This is a genomic window from Thauera mechernichensis, from assembly GCF_029588855.1.
In the GTDB taxonomy this organism is placed as follows: domain Bacteria; phylum Pseudomonadota; class Gammaproteobacteria; order Burkholderiales; family Rhodocyclaceae; genus Thauera; species Thauera mechernichensis.
The window spans coordinates 442547-460825 of record NZ_JARQZE010000001.1; the positions used below are offsets into that span (position 1 = coordinate 442547).

The following is an 18279-nucleotide window of genomic DNA, read 5'->3' on the forward strand; positions in this document are numbered from 1 at the left end:
CACCACTGCATGCGCAAGTTCAAAACAGTAAAAATGTCACGCACTGCCCGATTCGGGCTAATGCTATCGTCAACCGACACGATAAGATCGACCTAAATCAATCCGCATGGACAGTGCCTGGGCGCCGCCAGTGCCGGACCAGGGCAGGATCAGGAGGAGAACATGTCAGCTTCGGGACTCGTTTCGCGCAGCCTCTCCAGGGTGCGCGAGCTGGTGGTAAGTGCCGCACATTTCGGCAAGATGCCGGAGGCGGACGATCTGGACAGCATCCGTACGCAACTGCAGGAGTGTGCGGAAGGGCGCGGAGGCGAGGTGTCTACCCGCCAACGCGCGGCGCGACTGGCGGAGACTTACCTGCGCCTTGACGATGCAGGGCGCCACGCCTTTCTCAAGCTGATCGCGCACGAGTTCGGCCCCGACCCGGAACAGGTGGCACTGGCTCACGAGGACTATCAGCACGCGGTGGGCACACCGGCGCAGTGGGATGCCGAGGCGCGGCTGCGCACTGCGATGCGCTCGCGCCGGCTGCGCATCCTGACCCAGTTCAACGCAATCCCCCAGGGAGTGAAGTTCCTGGTGGACCTGCGCGCAGACCTGCTGCGTTTTCTGCCCGAGGACCCGCTGCTCAAGCCGCTCGACCGCGAGCTCGAAGCCCGCTTGACGGCGTGGTTCGACGTCGGCTTCCTCGAACTGCAGCGCATCACCTGGGGTTCGCCTGCAGCCCTGCTCGAAAAGCTCGTGCAGTACGAGGCGGTGCATGAGATCCGCTCTTGGGATGACCTGAAGAACCGGCTGGACTCCGACCGCCGCTGCTACGCGTTCTTCCACCCGCGCATGCCACTGGAGCCGCTGATCTTCGTCCAGGTCGCGCTACTCGAGAACATGGCGGACGATGTCCAGCGCCTGCTCGACATCGAGGCGCCGCTGGCCGACGTAGGCAAGGCGACGACCGCCATCTTCTATTCGATCAGCGCCACCCAGGCGGGGCTGCGCGGGGTGAGCTTCGGCAACTTCCTGCTCAAGCGCGTCGTCGATGACCTTAAGCGCGACTTCCCGCGCCTGCGCACCTTTGCCACCCTGTCGCCCATCCCGGGGCTGGTGCGCTGGGCTGAGCGCAATCCGGAAGAACTCGCCGAAGCGATCACCCCAGCCGACTGGAAACGTCTGCGGACACTCGGCCTGGCCGACCTCGACGCTGCACCGCTGGCCGGCCTGCTGGGTGGAGACAGCAGCTGGAGTGGCGACCCCGCGCTTGCCGATGCCCTGCGCGACCCCCTGCTGCGCCTGACCGCGCGCTACCTGCTCGAGGCCCGGCGCGGCGACAGGCCGGTCGATTCGGTCGCTCGCTTCCATCTCGGCAACGGCGCACGCGTCGAGCGCCTGAACTGGCTCGCGGATACATCGACCAAAGGCCTGCGGCAGTCCTGGGGGGTGATGGTCAACTATCTTTACGACCCGGACAGCATCGAGGCCAACCTGGAGGACTTCGAACGCGAAGGCCGCATCGACGCTTCTTCAGCAGTGAGGCGACTGGCACGGCGCTGAGCCGCGCGCCGTGCCGACCGATACCATGCTCCTGCCCCTGCGCCCAACCTCGATCCGCATCCGCCTTCTGCTCGCCAGCACCGTGGTCCAGGTGTTGCTGCTCAGTCTGCTGCTGGCCAACAGCGTACGACTGATGAACAACGCCGTGTCCGCCAGCCTCGACACCACGATCGAGCAGAACGCGAGCATGCTGCACGCGATGATCACCGCCTACAGCGAGCGCGAACGCCTGGACGCCCTGCAAGACGTGCTCGGCGAACTGCTCGAAGGCGCCGAGCAGGGCCTGGTCTATGTGCGCATCGTCGGCGCCGACATGCGCCCGCTGGTCAGCGCCGGCTCGGGCACCGACGCACCGTTGCCAGAGCCTAGCACCACCCGCCAGAGCTTCGTCGAGGCACTCACCGGCAGCGAGCTGGTTCATGTGCGGCGCCCGCTGCTGCTGGCAAGGAACGAGGTCGGCTTGCTGCAGTTCGGGGTATCGGTCTCGGTCCTGGCGGCCGCACGCAGGGCGATCATGGAGCAAGGCCTCGCCATCGCACTGGCCGAAATCGCGCTCACTTTCGTGCTGCTGTCCTCGATTGGCTTCCTGCTGACTCGCAACCTGCGCCGCCTGCTCGAAGGTAGCAAGGCCATTGCCGACGGCCACCTCGAGCACCGCGTCTCCACCCGTGGCCATGACGAGTTCGCGGTGATCGCGCGGCACTTCAACATCATGGCGGCAACGCTGCAGCAGCGTGTGCATGAACTGCAGCAGACGGCCGAGAGCCTGCGCAGCAGCAAGGCGCGCTATGCAATGGCGCTGCACGGCGCAAACGATGGCCTGTGGGACTGGGACATCAGCGCCGGAACGGCCTACTATTCCGACCGCTTCTGCCAGATCCTCGGCCTGGCACCTGGGGCACTGCAAAGCTCCCCGCAGGCGCTGCTCGACTACATCCACCCCCAGGACCTGCCCGGCTATCGCCAGCGCCTGATCGCGCACCTGAAGGGCGAGAGCGCCCAGTTCATGTTCGAGCACCGGGTGGTGCCGCCCAATGGCGAGGCGCACTGGGTGCTGATGCGCGGCGTCGCCAGCCGCGACGAGGATGGCCGTGCGATCCGTATGGCTGGCTCGCTGGGCGACATCAACCTGCGCAAGCGCGCCGAGCAACAGCTCGTGCATGACGCACTCCACGACGGGCTCACCGGGCTGCCCAACCGCGCGATGTTCATCGAGCATGTAAATCGTGCGCTGGCGCAACGCCGGCGCGGCCACGGCAAGCTGGTCGCGGTACTGACGATCAACCTCGAGCGCTTCAGCCTGGTCAATGACAGCTATGGCCATGCGGTTGGCGACGAACTCCTGCGCAGCGTCGCCCGCCACGTCGGCTCGCTGATGCGTGACGGCGACGTTTCGGCGCGCGTCGGCGGCGATCAGTTCGCCGTTCTGCTCAACGGCCTGGACGACTCGCTCGAAGCCTTGCGCATCTGCGAGGAGCTCGTCGCCCTGCCCCCCTTTGCGCCCAGCAGCGCCGAGTCGCTGCTGCATCCGCGGTGCCGGGTGGGCGTGGCACTGAGCGATGGCGAGCGCGAGGACGCCGAGTCGCTGCTGCGCGATGCCGACAACGCCTTGCACAAGGCGCGCCGCAGCGAAAGCGCCGCCATCGAGTTCTTCCAGCCATCCATGCATGCCCAGGCGCTGCGTGCCCTCAAGGTGGAGGCAGAACTGCGCACTGCCCTCGCCCACGGCGGCCTCGAGGTCTACTACCAGCCGATCGTCGACCTGAGCACACGACAGACGAGCAGCTTCGAAGCCCTTGTGCGCTGGCCCCACCCCACGCTCGGCCTGCTGTCACCGGCAGAGTTCATTCCATTGGCCGAGACCCTCGACCTGATCCACGACCTGGGCATGACGGTACTCGAGACGAGCTGCCGCGACCTGCGTGCCTGGCGCAGCCAACTCGCCGATCCGACCCCCCTGCGCGTGAGCGTCAACCTCTCCGCCCGCCAGCTCGCGCGCGCACAACTGGCCGAGGAGCTGCTCTCCGCCATCGAACGCTGCGGCGTGCCTCGCCGTCTCATCCGCTTCGAGGTGACCGAGAGCCTCCTCGCCAGCCCTGAAGGCCCCGCGCTACGCAACCTCCATGCCCTGCGCGAGGCCGGCATCGACATCCTCATCGACGACTTCGGTACCGGCTACTCCGCACTGAGCTACCTCCACACCATGCCCTGCAACCAGGTCAAGCTGGACGGCTCCTTCGTGCGCTCCATCACCCATGACGAAAGGCTGCGTGCCATCGTGCGCCACAGCATCGAACTCGCCCACGACCTCGGCATGACGGTGGTGGCAGAATGCATAGAAGAAGAAGCGCAACTCGAGATCCTGCGTGAGATGGGCTGCGACTTCGGCCAGGGCTACCTGTTCTCGCGACCGCTGGACCGGGACGCGACCTTTGCCAGCCTGCGCCGTACTACCGGAGAGTACGTTCAATGATCAGATCCTTGCTGGCAGCACTTGCCGTCGTGGCTCTGCCGGCAGCCGCCGAGACCGGCGTGGACTGGCAGTTTTCGGGCTTTGCCACCGCCGGTGCGGTGTATACCAGCTCGCACGCGCTCCAGTTCGCCCGCATCGGCATCGACGCGCCCGGCGGCAATCGAGTCGATGCCGGGCCGGACTCGGTGCTCGGCCTGCAGCTGAACGGGCGCTTCGGCGAGCGCAGCGCGGCAGTCCTGCAGTTGATCACCCGCGAAACCCAGCGTGGCGACCATACTCCGCGACCGGCACTGGCCTTCATCAGCCATGCCCTCACCCCCGCGCTCAGCGTGCGCGCCGGCCGGCTACGCAGCCCGTTCTTCATGCTGTCCGACTCGGCAGACCTCAACTACAGCCACCCATGGGTGCGACCGCCGGTCGAGGTCTATGGCCTGAACCCCTTCAGCGACATCGATGGCATCGACCTGCTATACCGCACACCGGTCGGACCAGCCCACCTCGAACTGCACCCCTACGCCGGACGCAGCCGCATTCCGGTGATCGGCGGCGGACGTGCGACGCTGGACAATCTGGTCGGGCTGAGCGTGACCATGGAGGCCGGCGAGTTCAGCATCAGCGCTGGTCATGCAATCGCGGAGCTTTCCGTTCAGCGTAGCTCGGCCCGTGTCGCGGCGCTTCCGGGCGAACTGCGCAGCCTGCTCAGCGGCGACGACGCGCGCGCCAGCTTCAGTTCGATCGGACTGCAATGGGACGACGGACGTTGGCTGTTCAGCGCCGAACTGGCACGCAACACCGCCGACGCCTTTACCAGCAGCGCACGCGGCGCCTACGCCTCGCTGGGCAGACGCAGCGGTGCATTCACGCCTTACCTCGTCCTCGCACGGCAATGGCAGGACGAACCGGCCGTCCGCCTGGCAACAGCCGACCCCGGCCTTGGCGCCCTCGTATCGGCATTCAACCGCTCGCGCAACCAGTCGCAACGCAGCCTGACCCTTGGCGTGCGCTGGGATTTTGCCAGCGCAGCCGCGCTCAAGACCGAACTCACCCACGTGCGCACCGAGCGCGGAGCCCACGGCACCTTCATCGCCCGCGGCGACCCCTTCGCACGCGGACTGGACAACCGCGCCATCAACCTGCTGAGCGTGTCCGTCGATGTGGTCTTCTGAGCGCACGCCCACCCTCGCGCTGTGCACGACGTGGCTGCTGCTCGCGCTGACGGTGCTGTGGCCGGCAGGCGCCAAGGCCGAAGAGATCGTGGTCGTGACCGCCGCACGCGGTGGGCTGACCACCCTCGATCGCGGCACCACAGAGCAGCTCTACCTGGGCCGCCGCAGCAACCTGTTCGACGGCCAAGGGGTGATGCTCATTGACCTGCCTGCCGGACCAGTTCGGGATGCGTTCTACCAACGGCTCACGCGGAAGAACCCCAGCCAGATCCGCGCCTACTGGTCACGACTGGTATTTACCGGCCGCGCCCAGCCCCCGCGCGAGGCATCGAGCGTCGATGAGGCCAGTCGCCTCGTTCTCGAATCCCAGGGCAGCATTGCCTACCTGCCGCGTACCGCCGCGAACGACCCCGGCCTCCTGATCCTGTTCAGCCTCGAATGAAAGTTGCCGGCCGGCTGCGCATCCGTGCAGCCGGCGATTGACCCTTGGGTAGGCATGTGATCTAATGCGAATCATTATTATTCGCCAGACTCTTACAAATGCTTCCCAATGACTGCGCCCATCCCCGGCCCTCCACGGGGCAAGAGACCGCCGGTGAGACCCTGCCACAGCGCCAGGGCCAGGATGCAGCCATCCGGAGCGAGCAATTGTTCGAGGGGCGGAGCACGCTCGAGATCGAGCACGAGGGATGCCGGTACTTCCTGCGCGCCACGCGCAGCGGAAAGTTGATTCTCACCAAATGAATATCACCGCCCTCAAGGGCAAAATGCGGCTGGGAGGCTAAACTATGTACGTATGCGTTTGCCTTGGGGTCACCGAACGCCAGATCGAACAGGCCGCACGCGCGGGTGCGCGCCGGCTGCGGGATCTGCGGGCGGAGTTGGGTGTGACGACCGAATGCGCGACCTGCGCACGTCATGCCCATAGCTGCCTGCGTGCGGCAATCGACTGTCAAGCCGGGAACGAGACGCTGGCCACAGCAAGGCAAACGCTGCACCCCAACCAATTTGCCCTGGAGGCCGCAGCATGAAAGGCGACAAGAAAGTCATCCAGTACCTCAACAAGCAGCTCACCATCGAGCTTACCGCCATCAACCAGTACTTCCTGCATGCGCGCATGTACAAGAACTGGGGCTTCGACCGCCTCGGCAAGCACGAGTACGACGAGTCGATCGAGGAGATGAAGCACGCCGACATGCTGATCGAACGCGTGCTCTTCCTCGAGGGCCTGCCCAACCTGCAGAACCTCAACAAGCTCCTGATCGGCGAGAACGTGCCCGAGTGCATGCAGGGCGACCTCAAGCTCGAACTGGCAGGGCGCGAGAACCTGATCGAAGCAATTGCCTACTGCGAGTCCTGTAAGGACTACGTCTCGCGGGAGCTGTTCGAGCACATTCTCGAAGACACCGAGGAGCATATCGACTACCTCGAGACCCAGCTCGGCCTCGTCGACAGCGTCGGCCTGCAGAACTACCTGCAGTCGCAGATGAAGCCAGCCGCATCCTGACCCACCGCAGCCCCGTCCAGGGGCATTCAACTGCCCCTGACGATGCCTTCTGCCGCTCACGCCGCGCCCTTTCCGCACCTATCCCCAGTGCCAGACTTCGACACGCCAGCACAGCCTCAGTCCGTTCTGGCAACGCGGGCAGTGGGACAACGCATCCAGCCAACTTCGGTAGGCGCGCCTGGGCGCCTCGCGCTGGCCACGCTCATCACGGGGCTTCACCTCGGCGGCCTTGCGGCGCTGGCCTATCTGTCGCAGGACCCGGTGATTCCCCCCGAGGTCGTCCCGATCCAGGTGTCGCTGATCGCCGGCGACCCCTTGCCGAAGCCGGCCGCGGAGACGCCGCCGGCGCCCGCTCCTGCGCCCGAGCCCGTACCAGCCCCAGAGGTCTTGCCCGTCGAGCCGCCTCCAGAGCCGCCCAAGCCGGTGGTCCGCGAACCGGAACCCCCCCCGCCCGTGGTCAAGAAGCCGCCCCCGCCCAAGCCGGTGGTCAAGCGCCCGCCCCCGCAGACGGTCACAGAGTCACCCACCGCACTCAGCGCGCCTGAAGAAGCGCCTCCGGCACCGCCTGCGCCCGCACAGGCCGCAGTGGCCGAGTCGCAGGCGCCACCGCCCGCTCCGGCAGCAGCGCCCGCAGCCGCATCGGCGGCGGCAGCACCGGTGACGGCCGCCCGCTTCGATGCCGCCTACCTGAACAACCCGCCACCGGCTTATCCGATGGCATCGCGTCGCCTGCGCGAAGAAGGCCAGGTAACCCTGCGCGTACTGGTGCAGCCGGATGGCAAGGCGAGTCAGGTCGAGATCCGCACCAGTTCGGGCTCGGACCGGCTCGACCGTGCCGCACGCGAACAGGTTGCACGATGGACCTTCGAGCCTGCCCGCCAGGGTGGCCGCAAGATCGAATCCTGGGTCCTGGTGCCCGTCGTCTTCAAACTCAAAGGAAACTGATATGGACAGTTCGCAGGCCTTCGGCCTCGCCCACCTGTGGGCGCAATCCGACCTCATCATCCGCGCTGTGGGCCTGATCCTGCTGCTGATGTCGATCACCAGCTGGTACCTGATCGTGGTCCGCGCACTGCGCCAGATGCGCGCACGCCGCCACGGCGGTGCGATCGAGGCGTTCTGGGCCGCGCCCAATCTCGAAGCGGGTCTCAAGCGCCTCAACGAGCAGGCCCCGGGCTCCCCGTTCGAGGCCCTCGCCGAACAGGGCGCCGCGGCTGCCCAGCACGTCCGCCGCCATACGCACAAGGAGACGCTGGGCGGCACGCTCGATGCCGACGAGGTGATCACGCGCGCGCTGCGCAAGTCGATCGCACTATCGACAGCAGCGCTCGAGGCAGGGCTCACGGTGCTCGCCTCTATCGGCTCGACCGCACCCTTCATCGGCCTGTTCGGCACCGTGTGGGGTATCTACCACGCACTCGTCAACATCAGCGCCTCCGGCATGGCCACCCTGGACAAGGTTGCCGGCCCGGTCGGCGAAGCGCTCATCATGACCGCCTTCGGCCTGTTCGTTGCGATCCCGGCAGTGCTCGCCTATAACGCCATCACGCGTGCGAACCGGGTGGAGCTGTCCGAGCTCGACGCCTTCGCCCACGACCTCCATGCCGCCTTCTCGACCGGCTCGCGCATCGCCGCGGTGAGCGCCCGCCAAGGCCAGCCCGAGGCGGCCTCACGCGCCTCGAGCCTGAACCCGGCACCGAACCACGGAGCTGCATGATGGCCTTCGGCGGATTCAGCCAGGGGGACAACCGTCCGCTGCAGAGCGAGATCAACATGGTCCCGCTCATCGACGTCATGCTCGTGCTGCTGATCGTGTTCATGATCACCGCGCCCTTGCTGACGCACTCGGTCAAGATCGATCTGCCGCAGGCGTCGAGCGCACCGACCGATCAGAAGCCCGAGACCGTGGCGCTTTCGCTCGATGGCGAAGGACGCATCTTCTGGAACAACGACGAGATCGACCCGCTCACCCTGCCCGAGCGTCTGGCTGCCACAGCAGCGCAGACTCCGCAGCCCGAACTGCATCTGCGTGCCGACCGCAATACGCGCTATGAGTCGATCGCCGACGTGATGTCGAAGGCGCGCAGCGCTGGCGTCGAGAAAATGGGCTTCGTGACCCTGCCGGAGCATTGAGGACCGTGCGGGGCGAGCAGCCCCGCACAACGAAACCGGGGGCGCTGCATTGCTGCAGCGCCCCCGGTTTTTCTGAAGCAAGCGGCCGCGTTGCGCTCAAGCGCTGCGGTTGCGCACCCTGACGATGACATCAACCTCTTCCAGCTCCACGCCAGCTGGCAGGCGCGGCGCGCCGATCACCTCGATCTCGTCGGCGGCGAGGTCGCGCACCTCGCCGGTATCCATGTTGTAGAGGTGAAAATGCGGCGTGGTGGTGGAGTCGTACACGATGCGCTGCGGATCAACGAACAATTCGCGTACGAGGTGCTTCTCGGTGAACAGCCGCAAGGTGTTGTACACCGTGGCGCGCGAAACATCGGGCGCAGTGGCCTTGACAGTGGCCCATATCTGGTCGGCCGACATGTGCACCGGTGCCGAAAACAGCACGCGTGCAATCTCGATCCGCTGCTGGGTGACGGGGACACCGGCCTTGCGCAGGCAGGCGATGGCATCGTCGGTGGTGTATGCGTTCATGGGCTATCCAGGGCATGGCGCGCAAAAAAGCGTGCTATGCAGCAAATTCATTGACGATGGAATCGTGAACGGCTTCCCGGGTAAACGTCAACAGGCGTACGTACCCTGCGGCACGCACGCCTGCGAAGCAATCGGCAGCCAGTCACACAGCACTGGCTGCCAGAGCCCTCTCCCACGCTTACTTGAAGGGATCCGGACGCGGCGTTGCGTTGCTCGACGGCGGCAGGATCGGCATGGTGAGTTGCGGCTGGTCACCGGTCATCGTCTTCAGGAAGGCGACGATCTTGCCGATTTCGTCGTCACTATAGGTGCGTCCGAGCTGCAGGCGGCCCATGATATCCACCGCCTGCTCCAGCGTGGCAGCTTCACCGTCATGGAAGTAGGGGTAGGTCATTTCGACGTTGCGCAGCGTCGGCACCTTGAAGTTGAAGCGGTCCGCATCAACCCCAGTGACTGCCGAGCGCCCTTCGGCCGGCGAAGTCGACTGGTACGGCTCAACCAGGCCCATGCGCTGGAACGAGGTACCACCGGCAGCAGGACCGTTGTGGCAAGCCACGCAGCCGCTTTCCTTGAACAGCGTGTAGCCGGCGAGTTCCTTGGCGTCGAGCGCCTTGTCGTCGCCCTTGAGCCACTTGTCGAAGCGCGAGTTCGGCGTGACGAGGGTCTCCTCGAAGGCCGCGATCGCACTGGTCACCATGTCCATGTCGATCTGTTCCTTGCCGAACACACCCTTGAACTCGGCAACGTAGCCCGGAATCGACTGCAGCACGTCGAGCGCCAGCGTATGCGGCATGTTCATCTCGACATCGGCCTGGATCGGGCCACCAGCCTGCTCCTGCAGGTTTGCGGCACGACCGTCCCAGAACTGGGCGATGGCAAGGCTGGAGTTGAGAACGGTCGGCGAGTTCACCGGACCTGCCTTCCAACCATGGCCGATCGAGGTCTTGAGGTTGTCGGTACCACCGCGCGACAGGTTGTGACAGGTATTGCAGGAGATGATGCCGGACATCGACAGGCGGGGTTCGAACCACAGCTTCTTGCCCAGTTCGACCTTGGCGGGGTTCTCGACCTTGGCGGGTTGGATCGGCTGGATCGGCTCATCACGGACCGTTGCAGCCCATGCGCTGCCCGCAACCATCATCGCCACCGCCACACTCATCGTCTTCAGCTTGAACATCTTGCTTCTCCTTGACTTGCCATTCGAACCGTTCGCTGGAACCCGGGATAACAAACCATCGGGCTTGTTGTCTTTTAGACGGCGTCCAGATATTGGCGCCCATTAGACGCCTGGCTGACGTACCCGATCTTGACTTTAGTCAAGCTTTCTTCCGATGAACCAAGTCGGCGTCCATAGGTCGGTTCAGCCTGCACGGGCTTCAATCCGATACAAAGACGCTGTGGCCGCTCCGTTATGCTGCAAACGTCCTGACACGCTCGTTCCCGTGCGCTGTCGCCAACTGCCAAGACTCGCAATGCAGAACTCCAACGCTCTTCCCAAGCCCCGCACAACCGGTCGCCGTACCGTCCTGGCGGCGCTCACGATCTCCGCAGCACTTGTCGTCGGCGCATGGCTCGCCTGGCCAAAGCTTTTCGGCGAGCGCGATCCGCTCGCGCAATACCAGCTCGCAACCGTCCAGCGCGGCACGGTCGAGGACGTGGTCACCGCCACCGGGACCCTGCAACCGCGCGATTACGTGGATGTGGGGGCACAGGTTTCAGGTCAGCTCGAGAGGATCCACGTCGAGGTCGGCAGCGAGGTCAAGGAGGGCGATCTGCTCGCTCAGATCGACCCGACGGTCTACCTCGCACGGGTCGATGCGTCACGCGCACAGTTGCGCAACCTGCGCGCCCAGCTGAAGGACCGCGAGGCTCAGCTCGCGCTCGCCCACATCCAGCTGCGCCGACAACGTGCATTGATGGCCGAAGACGCGAGCACCCAGGAAAACCTGCAGACCGCCGAGGCCTCGGCGAAATCGGCCGAGGCCCAGCTCGAGGCCTTGCGGGCGCAGATCGAACAGATCGAATCCACCCTGCGCGCGGACGAAGCCAACCTCCAGTACGCCCGCATCCTGTCGCCGATGGCCGGAACGGTGGTCTCGATCACCGCACGCCAGGGCCAGACCCTCAATACCAACCAGCAGGCGCCGGTCGTGATGCGCATCGCCGACCTGAGCACGATGACGGTTCAGACCCAGGTCTCCGAGGCCGACATCAGTCGCCTCAAGCTCGGCATGGAGGCCTACTTCACTACCTTGGGCGGCGCCGGCAAGCGCTGGTACGGAAGGCTGGAGAAGATCGAGCCAACGCCGACGGTGACCAACAATGTCGTGCTCTACAACGCGCTCTTCGACGTGCCCAACCCCGACGGCAAACTGATGACGCAGATGACCGCCCAGGTCTTCTTCGTCGTTGCACAGGCCAAGGATGCGCTGCTGATCCCGATGGCAGCGCTCTCGCAGGGCGCAGTGCGCACGCCGCAGCCCGGCAGTGCAAGCACGTCGACGGCACCCGGCGCCACGCCTGGCAACGCCCGCGCTGACGGCCAGGGGCGGCGACCAGGCGCCCGCGACTCGGCCTCCATGGCGGGTACGCGTACGCTGAGGGTCGTCGGCGAGCGCGGCACGCTTGAGGAACGCAGCGTCGAGATCGGCGTCACCAACCGTGTCCAGGCTCAGGTGCTGAGCGGCGTACGAGAGGGCGAGCGCGTGGTCGCGGGCATCGTGAGCGGCGCTGCCGCAGGCAACCGTCCGCCGATGACGCCGCGGCTATGAAAGTCGAACAGCTCCCACCGCCGGCATCGGCCCCCTTGCCCGCGACCGCCACGACACCACTGATCGCACTCTCTGGGGTTACGCGCAGCTTCGTCACCGGCGAGGTCGAGACACAGGTGCTGCACGGTATCGACCTCGAGATCTTCCCCGGCGAGTTCGTCGCCATCGTCGGCGCGTCGGGCTCGGGCAAGTCGACGCTGATGAACATCCTCGGCTGCCTCGATCGACCCAGTAGCGGCACCTATCGCTTCATGGGCGAGGACGTCGCCGGCTTCGACCGCGACGCGCTCGCACGCCTGCGCCGCGAGGCCTTCGGCTTCGTGTTCCAGAGCTACAACCTGATCGGCGGCGCCAGCGCGCGCGACAACGTCGAGGTGCCGGCGGTGTATTCGGGCATGCCGCCTGAGGAGCGCCACGCCCGTGCCGAGTCGCTGCTCGCCACGCTCGGCCTGGGCGAGCGCATCCACCACCGCCCCAGCCAGCTCTCCGGCGGCCAGCAGCAGCGCGTGTCGATTGCACGCGCGCTGATGAACGGCGGCCGCATCATACTTGCCGACGAGCCCACCGGCGCCCTCGACAGCAAGAGCGGCGCCGAGGTGATGAAGCTGCTGCGCGAGCTGTCAGCCGCCGGCCACACCATCATCCTGATCACCCACGAGCGCGAGGTCGCCGAGCAAGCGAGCCGCATCATCGAGATCCGCGACGGACGCATCGTCGGTGACCCCGGTCCGCACCCGCCGCAGAGCGAGGAGCCCGACTTCGCCCCCCATGTGGACCGCACGTCACCGCTGTCGGACGTCGTCGAGGCCACCCGCACCGCGCTGCGCGCACTGCGCGCCAACCTGTTCCGCGCCATCCTCACCTTGCTCGGCATCGTCATCGGCGTGGCTTCGGTGATCGCCATGCTGGCAATCGGCGACGGCGCCAAACAGAAGGTGATCGACCAGGTCAGCGCGATGGGCACCAATCTGCTTACCGTGCGTCCCGGCGCGCCCAACACGCGCGGCCGCGACGCCCCGGCGACGCTGGTGATCGAGGACGTGCAGGCGATCGCCGAACTGCCCAACATCCTTGCCTCGGTCCCAGAGCAGGGCGGCACCATAACCATCCGCGCCGGCAACGTCGACCACCGCACCAGCGTCAACGGCACCTCGGCCGACTACGTGGTCGCGCGCACCTGGGTACCGGCCAGCGGCACCTTCTTCAGTGCCGAGGACGAGGCCCGCTACGCCACCGTGGCCGTACTCGGGCAGACCGTCGCCAATGCCTTGTTCCCGGCGGGCAACGCGGTAGGCGAGTTCGTGCTGGTCAACAACATCCCCTTCCAGGTCGTCGGCGTGATGTCGCCCAAGGGCGCCACGCCATGGGGGCAGGACCAGGACGACATCGTCTTCGTGCCCTACACCACGGGCAGCCTGCGCATCACAGGCCAGCGCTTCTTGCGCAACGTGACCGTCGCCGTGGAGGACGTCTCGCGCATCGACGAATCGCAGGCCGATGTGCACGCCCTGCTGCTCGCGCGGCACGGCGTCGAGGACTTCCAGATCCGCAACATGGCCTCGGTGATCGACACCGTGTCCGAGACGCAGAACACGCTCACCATCTTGCTCGGTACGGTGGCGGCGATTTCGTTGCTGGTGGGCGGCATCGGTGTCATGAACATCATGCTGGTGTCGGTCACCGAGCGCACACGCGAGATCGGCATCCGCATGGCCACCGGCGCACGCATGAAGAACATCCTGCAGCAGTTCCTGATCGAGGCGCTGGTGGTGTCCGCCGTCGGCGGGCTGATCGGCGTGGCAGTGGGCCTGGGCAGCGCGGCGATCATCGAGCGCTTCGGCACCGCTGTGCAATATTCGTTGACGCCGGTCGTACTCGCCTTCAGCTGCGCCTTCCTGACCGGCCTGATCTTCGGCTACCTGCCTGCACGCAAGGCAGCCCGCCTGGATCCGGTCGTCGCCCTCGCTTCCGAATGAACCCTCGCCGCCTTACGCACTCCCGCCTCGACACCGCAGGCCAGCCTGCGGCCAACCCCGTTAGCGCCCCCATGCAGCCCACCCGACGCAGCCTTCTTCCCCTCATTGCCACCCTGCTCGCGACCGGTTGCGCGATCACCGAACCGATCGCCCGCCCGACGCTCTCCGTACCGAGTGCATGGTCGGAGCGCGCTACCGAAAGCGGCGACGCTGTCGCCACCGACTGGTGGCATGACTTCGGTGCTCCCGAGCTGGATGCGCTCATTACCGAGGCGATGTCCGCCGCCCCCGACCTGCGCATCCAGGCCGAGCGCGTCGTGCAGGCCGAACTTGCGCTGCGCCAGGCCGGCGCCTCGCTCTTTCCGGCGCTCAACCTGAGCGGCGGCAGCGGCACACGCAACGTCGACGGCAGGGAGTCCGGCTCCACCGACCTGAGCCTCGGCGCCAGCTACGAACTCGATCTCTGGGGCCGCATCGCCGCCGGGGCCGATGCCAGCCGCGCCAGCCTGGTCGCCACCCGCCATGACTACGATGCCGCCCGCCTGTCGATGAGTGCGAGCGTGGCCACCACCTGGTTCCAGGTGCTCGCGCTGCAGGAGCGCATCGACATCGCGCGCCGGAACCTCGACATCGCCGAGCGCGTCTTGCGTGTCGTGCAGGCCCGCTACGACAACGGCGCGGCCTCCGCGCTGGAGTTGAGCCAGCAGCGCAGCACCGTACTCAACCAGCGCAAGGCGATCGAACCGCTGGAAGTGCAGCTGCGCCAGACGCGCAGCGCGCTTGCCATCCTGCTCGGACGCAGTCCGCAAGCCAGCGTCGCGGCCGACGTACGGCTGCATTCCCTGCACGTGCCACATGTCAGCGCCGGCCTGCCCTCGGACCTGCTACTGCGCCGCCCGGACATCGCCGCCAGCGAAGCTCGGCTCGAGGCCGCGGCCGCCAACATCGCCGCGGCGCGCGCCGCCCTGCTGCCCAGCATCAGTCTGTCGGCAGGCGCAGGCATCGGCAGCGCCGCCCTGCTCTCGCTCGCCGACACCACACGCACGCTGTCGCTTTCGGCTAGCGTGGTGCAGAAGATCTTCGATGGCGGCCGCCTGCGCACCGAGGTCGAACTGCAGCGCTCACGCCAGCGCGAGCTGCTCGAAACCCACCGCCGCACCCTTCTCGTCGCCCTCAAGGAAGTGGAGGATGCCCTCGCGGACAGTGCACGCGATGCCAACCAGGAAGCTGTCCAGCGCGAGATCCTCGCCGAGGCCGAGCGCAGCCTGCGCCTGGCCGAGCTGCGTTACCGCGAAGGCGCCGACGGCCTGCTCACCGTGCTCGACGCCCAGCGGACCCTGTTCTCAGCCCAGGACCAGCTCGCCCAACTGCAGCTGGCGCGCCTGAGCAATGCGGTCGGCATGTACAGAGCACTGGGAGGCGGATGGCGCAATGCAGCCCCTTAATACGAATTGTTCGCAGTCTTATTGACATGGCACGCCCATAGACCGAGAATGGTAAGCATCTGCAACAGCAGATCGTGATACCCGCTGCAGGCCCGCGTCTGCACGTCGCGGCGGGTATCGCCTAAGCCAGCCAGCCACTCCGCCCGTGCGGATCAGCCAGCCAAGCCAGCCCGAGTCAGCTTGACCTGGAGATCCGCACGTCTCCCGTCGCAACACGATGCAGCCCCCCCTAGCGCCCCCGACGCGGCAGGCGGGGGCAGCATCCTGTTGCCTGGAGCACGCTCTGCCGAACCACCAAGCACGGGCTGATCACCCCCGGATGTATCGACCAACCGTGATCAGGAAGACCCGATGTCATTGAAGCAATCGCAGGCCTTGCGCCCTAACTCGCTGCGCAAACGTCCCATCGTCACCGCAATCGCCGTCGGCCTGTCCAGCTTCATGCTGGCACCGGCAAGCGCTCTCGCTCAAGCACAAGCGCAGGCGAACGCCGAAGAGGCCAGCCTGCAGACCGTACGTGTCGTCGATACTGCGCTCGAAGCAAACCCCAACGCGGAACCAGGCGTCCCCTACAAGGCCAAGTACTCGGGTGACGAACGCCACAAGCGCCCGCTCGCCGAGACGGCACAGAACATCCAGGTCCTGACCAAGGCACAGATCGAGGACTCCGGCTACACCGACCTGCGCGAGATTCTCGACGCCCAGCCCGGCATCACGCTGGGCACAGGCGAGAACGGCAACGCCTTCGGCGACCGCTACATCATCCGCGGCCAGGAGGCACGCAGCGACGTCTTCGTGGACGGTCTGCGCGACCCCGGCATGACGATCCGCGAAAGCTTCGCCACCGAGCAGGTCGAGATCTCCAAGGGCCCCAACTCGAGCTTTGCCGGCCGCGGCACCTCCGGCGGCGCGGTGAACTCGGTCACCAAGCAGGCCACCACCGACTACACCTACACCCGCCTGTCGACCGGGTTCGGCACCGACAAGTACACCCGCCTTACGCTGGACACCAACCAGGTTGTGACCGAGGACTTCGCCCTGCGTGCCAACCTGCTCTACGGCTACCAGGAAGTACCCGACCGCGCCCCGACCGACCGCGACCGCAAGGGCGTTGCACTGTCGGGCTTCTGGACGCCCACCGACAAACTCGACCTCACGCTCGATTACTACGGGATGCGCGCGGAGGACAACCCCGACATGGGCAGCTTCCTGCAAGGCACCGTGCCCAACCGCAAGCCAGCGAAGAACGTACCGGTGTACGCCCAGCAGCAGGACTTCCTGAGTTCCGATGTCGACACCTTCACCGCCCGCGTGCGCTACAAGTTCGACCAGGACACCCGCATCACGAACCTCACCCGCCTGGGCATGGCCGACAACGGCTATGTCGTCACCGGCGCGCGCGCTGCCACCTTCGGCGCCAATGACCCCCGCGCCGGGGCTTCGACGATCTCGCTCAGCACGCACCAGGGCTGGCAAGAGGTCGACTACTTCGTCAACCAGACCAACCTGCACCTGGACCGCGTCATCGGCGGGCTCAAGCACGAATTCATCTTCGGCCTCGAGTATTCGGACCACAAGGTGCTCAACGGCGTCTATCGCATCGCCAATTCGGGGCAGAACTGCATCACCGGCAATACCTCGACGACCAACAACAACTGGTGCGTCACCAACTCGGACGGCAGCACCGTCAATGGCGTCAATACGCTGATGAACCGCAGCATCACGCGCGGCCCGTGGGACCAGGACTGGAACGTCAAGACCGTCTCGCTATCGCTCATGGACACGGTCGACCTCAATGACAAGTGGACCGCCTTTGCCGGCCTGCGCTGGGACCGCTACGACTACAGCCAGACGATCCAGAACACGACGACTCTGGCGCGCACGCCATATAACCTGACTGACTCGCTGTGGAACGGCCACATCGGCCTGACCTACAAGTTCCGTCCGGACGCCAATGTGTATGCCAGCTACTCCACCGCTAGCGACATCAACGGCGGCGAGTCGGACGTTGGCACCAATGCCGGCTACGGCGGCTTCATCCCGGGCGCGGCCAAGCCCGAGAAGACCGAACTTATCGAGCTCGGCACGAAGTGGAACCTGATGGGCGAGAAGCTGCTGGCAACCGCTGCCGTATTCCAGATCACCAAGACCGACGTCATGGAAGGCAACGGCTACACGGCAACCGGCACCTTCAATTCGTCCGAAAACCGCGTCCGCGGCATCGAACTCGGCCTCACCGGCATGATCACCGACAAGCTGACCGCACAGGCCGGTATCGCGATCATGGAGGCCGAGGTGCTGAAATCGGCCACGCCGTCCCGCGTCGGCAAGACGCTCAGCAACTTCGCCGACACCAGCGCCCACGTCCAGCTCAAGTACCAGGCGACGGACAAGTTCTCGTTCGGCGGCGCAGCCAAGTACGAGAGCGAGAAGTACGCCGGCCAGCCGGACACCGCAGCCAGTTTCAACGCAACGACTGGGCAGTACACGCAGCCGATTCCCGCCTACACGGTACTCGACTTGTTCGCCAACTACCGCATCAACAAGAACATGGATGTGCGCCTGAATGTCGGCAACGTGACCAACAAGGACTACTACACGGCGGCCTACCAGTCGGGCTCCTTCCTTTACAAGGGTGACGCACGCAATGCCCGCGTGACCCTGAACTACGATTTCTGAACCTCGTAGTGTTTCATCCGGCCGGGCGACGCGTCACTGCGCCGCCCGGCCGTTCCCGTTCAACAGGCAAG

Annotated in this window: 16 protein-coding genes; 14 read left to right on the forward strand and 2 right to left on the reverse strand. The window is 66.0% G+C overall.

All coding sequences use genetic code 11. The annotated features are described in order from the left end of the window. Positions 1 to 162 precede the first annotated feature (162 nt). The 10 genes from P7F68_RS02150 to P7F68_RS02195 all read left to right on the forward strand — a co-directional run bounded on the left by P7F68_RS02150 (position 163) and on the right by P7F68_RS02195 (position 8824). Positions 163 to 1545 (forward strand): malonyl-CoA decarboxylase, encoded by a 1383-nt coding sequence (locus tag P7F68_RS02150; protein ID WP_002929687.1) that lies wholly within the window; start codon positions 163 to 165, stop codon positions 1543 to 1545. Between the two features lie 25 nt (positions 1546 to 1570). Continuing rightward, positions 1571 to 4018, forward strand: coding sequence for an EAL domain-containing protein (locus P7F68_RS02155; protein WP_277830282.1), 2448 nt, complete (start codon positions 1571 to 1573; stop codon positions 4016 to 4018). Further along, positions 4015 to 5184 carry a hypothetical protein gene (locus tag P7F68_RS02160; RefSeq protein WP_277830284.1) on the forward strand — a complete coding sequence of 390 codons (1170 nt, stop codon included), beginning with the start codon at positions 4015 to 4017 and terminating at the stop codon, positions 5182 to 5184. The genes P7F68_RS02155 and P7F68_RS02160 overlap by 4 nt, the downstream gene beginning before the upstream one ends. Next, the gene (locus tag P7F68_RS02165) at positions 5171 to 5626 is read left to right on the forward strand and encodes a hypothetical protein (protein WP_004248821.1); all 456 of its coding nucleotides are present in this window, start codon (positions 5171 to 5173) and stop codon (positions 5624 to 5626) included. The genes P7F68_RS02160 and P7F68_RS02165 overlap by 14 nt, the downstream gene beginning before the upstream one ends. A gap of 98 nt (positions 5627 to 5724) precedes the next feature. Continuing rightward, positions 5725 to 5928 (forward strand): hemin uptake protein HemP, encoded by a 204-nt coding sequence (locus P7F68_RS02170; RefSeq protein WP_277830287.1) that lies wholly within the window; start codon positions 5725 to 5727, stop codon positions 5926 to 5928. 44 nt (positions 5929 to 5972) lie between these two features. Then, positions 5973 to 6215: a (2Fe-2S)-binding protein gene (locus P7F68_RS02175; RefSeq protein WP_004248823.1), complete on the forward strand. Its 243-nt coding sequence runs from the start codon at positions 5973 to 5975 to the stop codon at positions 6213 to 6215. Next, positions 6212 to 6691 (forward strand): bacterioferritin, encoded by a 480-nt coding sequence (bfr, locus tag P7F68_RS02180; RefSeq protein ID WP_002929663.1) that lies wholly within the window; start codon positions 6212 to 6214, stop codon positions 6689 to 6691. Before P7F68_RS02175 ends, bfr begins: the two co-directional genes overlap by 4 nt. A 141-nt stretch (positions 6692 to 6832) precedes the next feature. Continuing rightward, positions 6833 to 7636 (forward strand): energy transducer TonB, encoded by an 804-nt coding sequence (locus P7F68_RS02185; protein WP_277830291.1) that lies wholly within the window; start codon positions 6833 to 6835, stop codon positions 7634 to 7636. A 1-nt stretch (position 7637) separates the two neighbouring features. Next, entirely contained in the window at positions 7638 to 8408 is a 771-nt protein-coding gene (locus tag P7F68_RS02190) for a MotA/TolQ/ExbB proton channel family protein (RefSeq protein ID WP_002929660.1), read from the forward strand. Next, the gene (locus P7F68_RS02195) at positions 8408 to 8824 is read left to right on the forward strand and encodes an ExbD/TolR family protein (RefSeq protein ID WP_002929659.1); all 417 of its coding nucleotides are present in this window, start codon (positions 8408 to 8410) and stop codon (positions 8822 to 8824) included. Before P7F68_RS02190 ends, P7F68_RS02195 begins: the two co-directional genes overlap by 1 nt. 96 nt (positions 8825 to 8920) lie before the next feature. On the opposite strand, the gene P7F68_RS02200 is transcribed toward P7F68_RS02195, so the two are convergent. Beyond that, complete coding sequence (locus P7F68_RS02200) at positions 8921 to 9337, reverse strand: Fur family transcriptional regulator (protein ID WP_002929658.1); 417 nt, start codon at positions 9335 to 9337, stop codon at positions 8921 to 8923. Positions 9338 to 9515: 178 nt separating this feature from the next. Continuing rightward, positions 9516 to 10514, reverse strand: a complete 999-nt coding sequence (locus P7F68_RS02205) for a cytochrome-c peroxidase (RefSeq protein WP_002929657.1) — start codon at positions 10512 to 10514, stop codon at positions 9516 to 9518. Positions 10515 to 10809: 295 nt separating this feature from the next. Between P7F68_RS02205 and P7F68_RS02210 the strand changes: the two genes are divergently transcribed. The 4 genes from P7F68_RS02210 to P7F68_RS02225 all read left to right on the forward strand — a co-directional run bounded on the left by P7F68_RS02210 (position 10810) and on the right by P7F68_RS02225 (position 18208). Next, positions 10810 to 12108 carry an efflux RND transporter periplasmic adaptor subunit gene (locus P7F68_RS02210; protein WP_277830300.1) on the forward strand — a complete coding sequence of 433 codons (1299 nt, stop codon included), beginning with the start codon at positions 10810 to 10812 and terminating at the stop codon, positions 12106 to 12108. Next, positions 12105 to 14084 (forward strand): MacB family efflux pump subunit, encoded by a 1980-nt coding sequence (locus P7F68_RS02215; protein WP_277830302.1) that lies wholly within the window; start codon positions 12105 to 12107, stop codon positions 14082 to 14084. Before P7F68_RS02210 ends, P7F68_RS02215 begins: the two co-directional genes overlap by 4 nt. A gap of 71 nt (positions 14085 to 14155) precedes the next feature. After that, positions 14156 to 15529, forward strand: coding sequence for an efflux transporter outer membrane subunit (locus tag P7F68_RS02220; protein ID WP_277830304.1), 1374 nt, complete (start codon positions 14156 to 14158; stop codon positions 15527 to 15529). Positions 15530 to 15880: 351 nt separating this feature from the next. Continuing rightward, entirely contained in the window at positions 15881 to 18208 is a 2328-nt protein-coding gene (locus P7F68_RS02225; RefSeq protein ID WP_277830306.1) for a TonB-dependent receptor, read from the forward strand. The last annotated feature ends 71 nt before the right edge of the window (positions 18209 to 18279 follow it).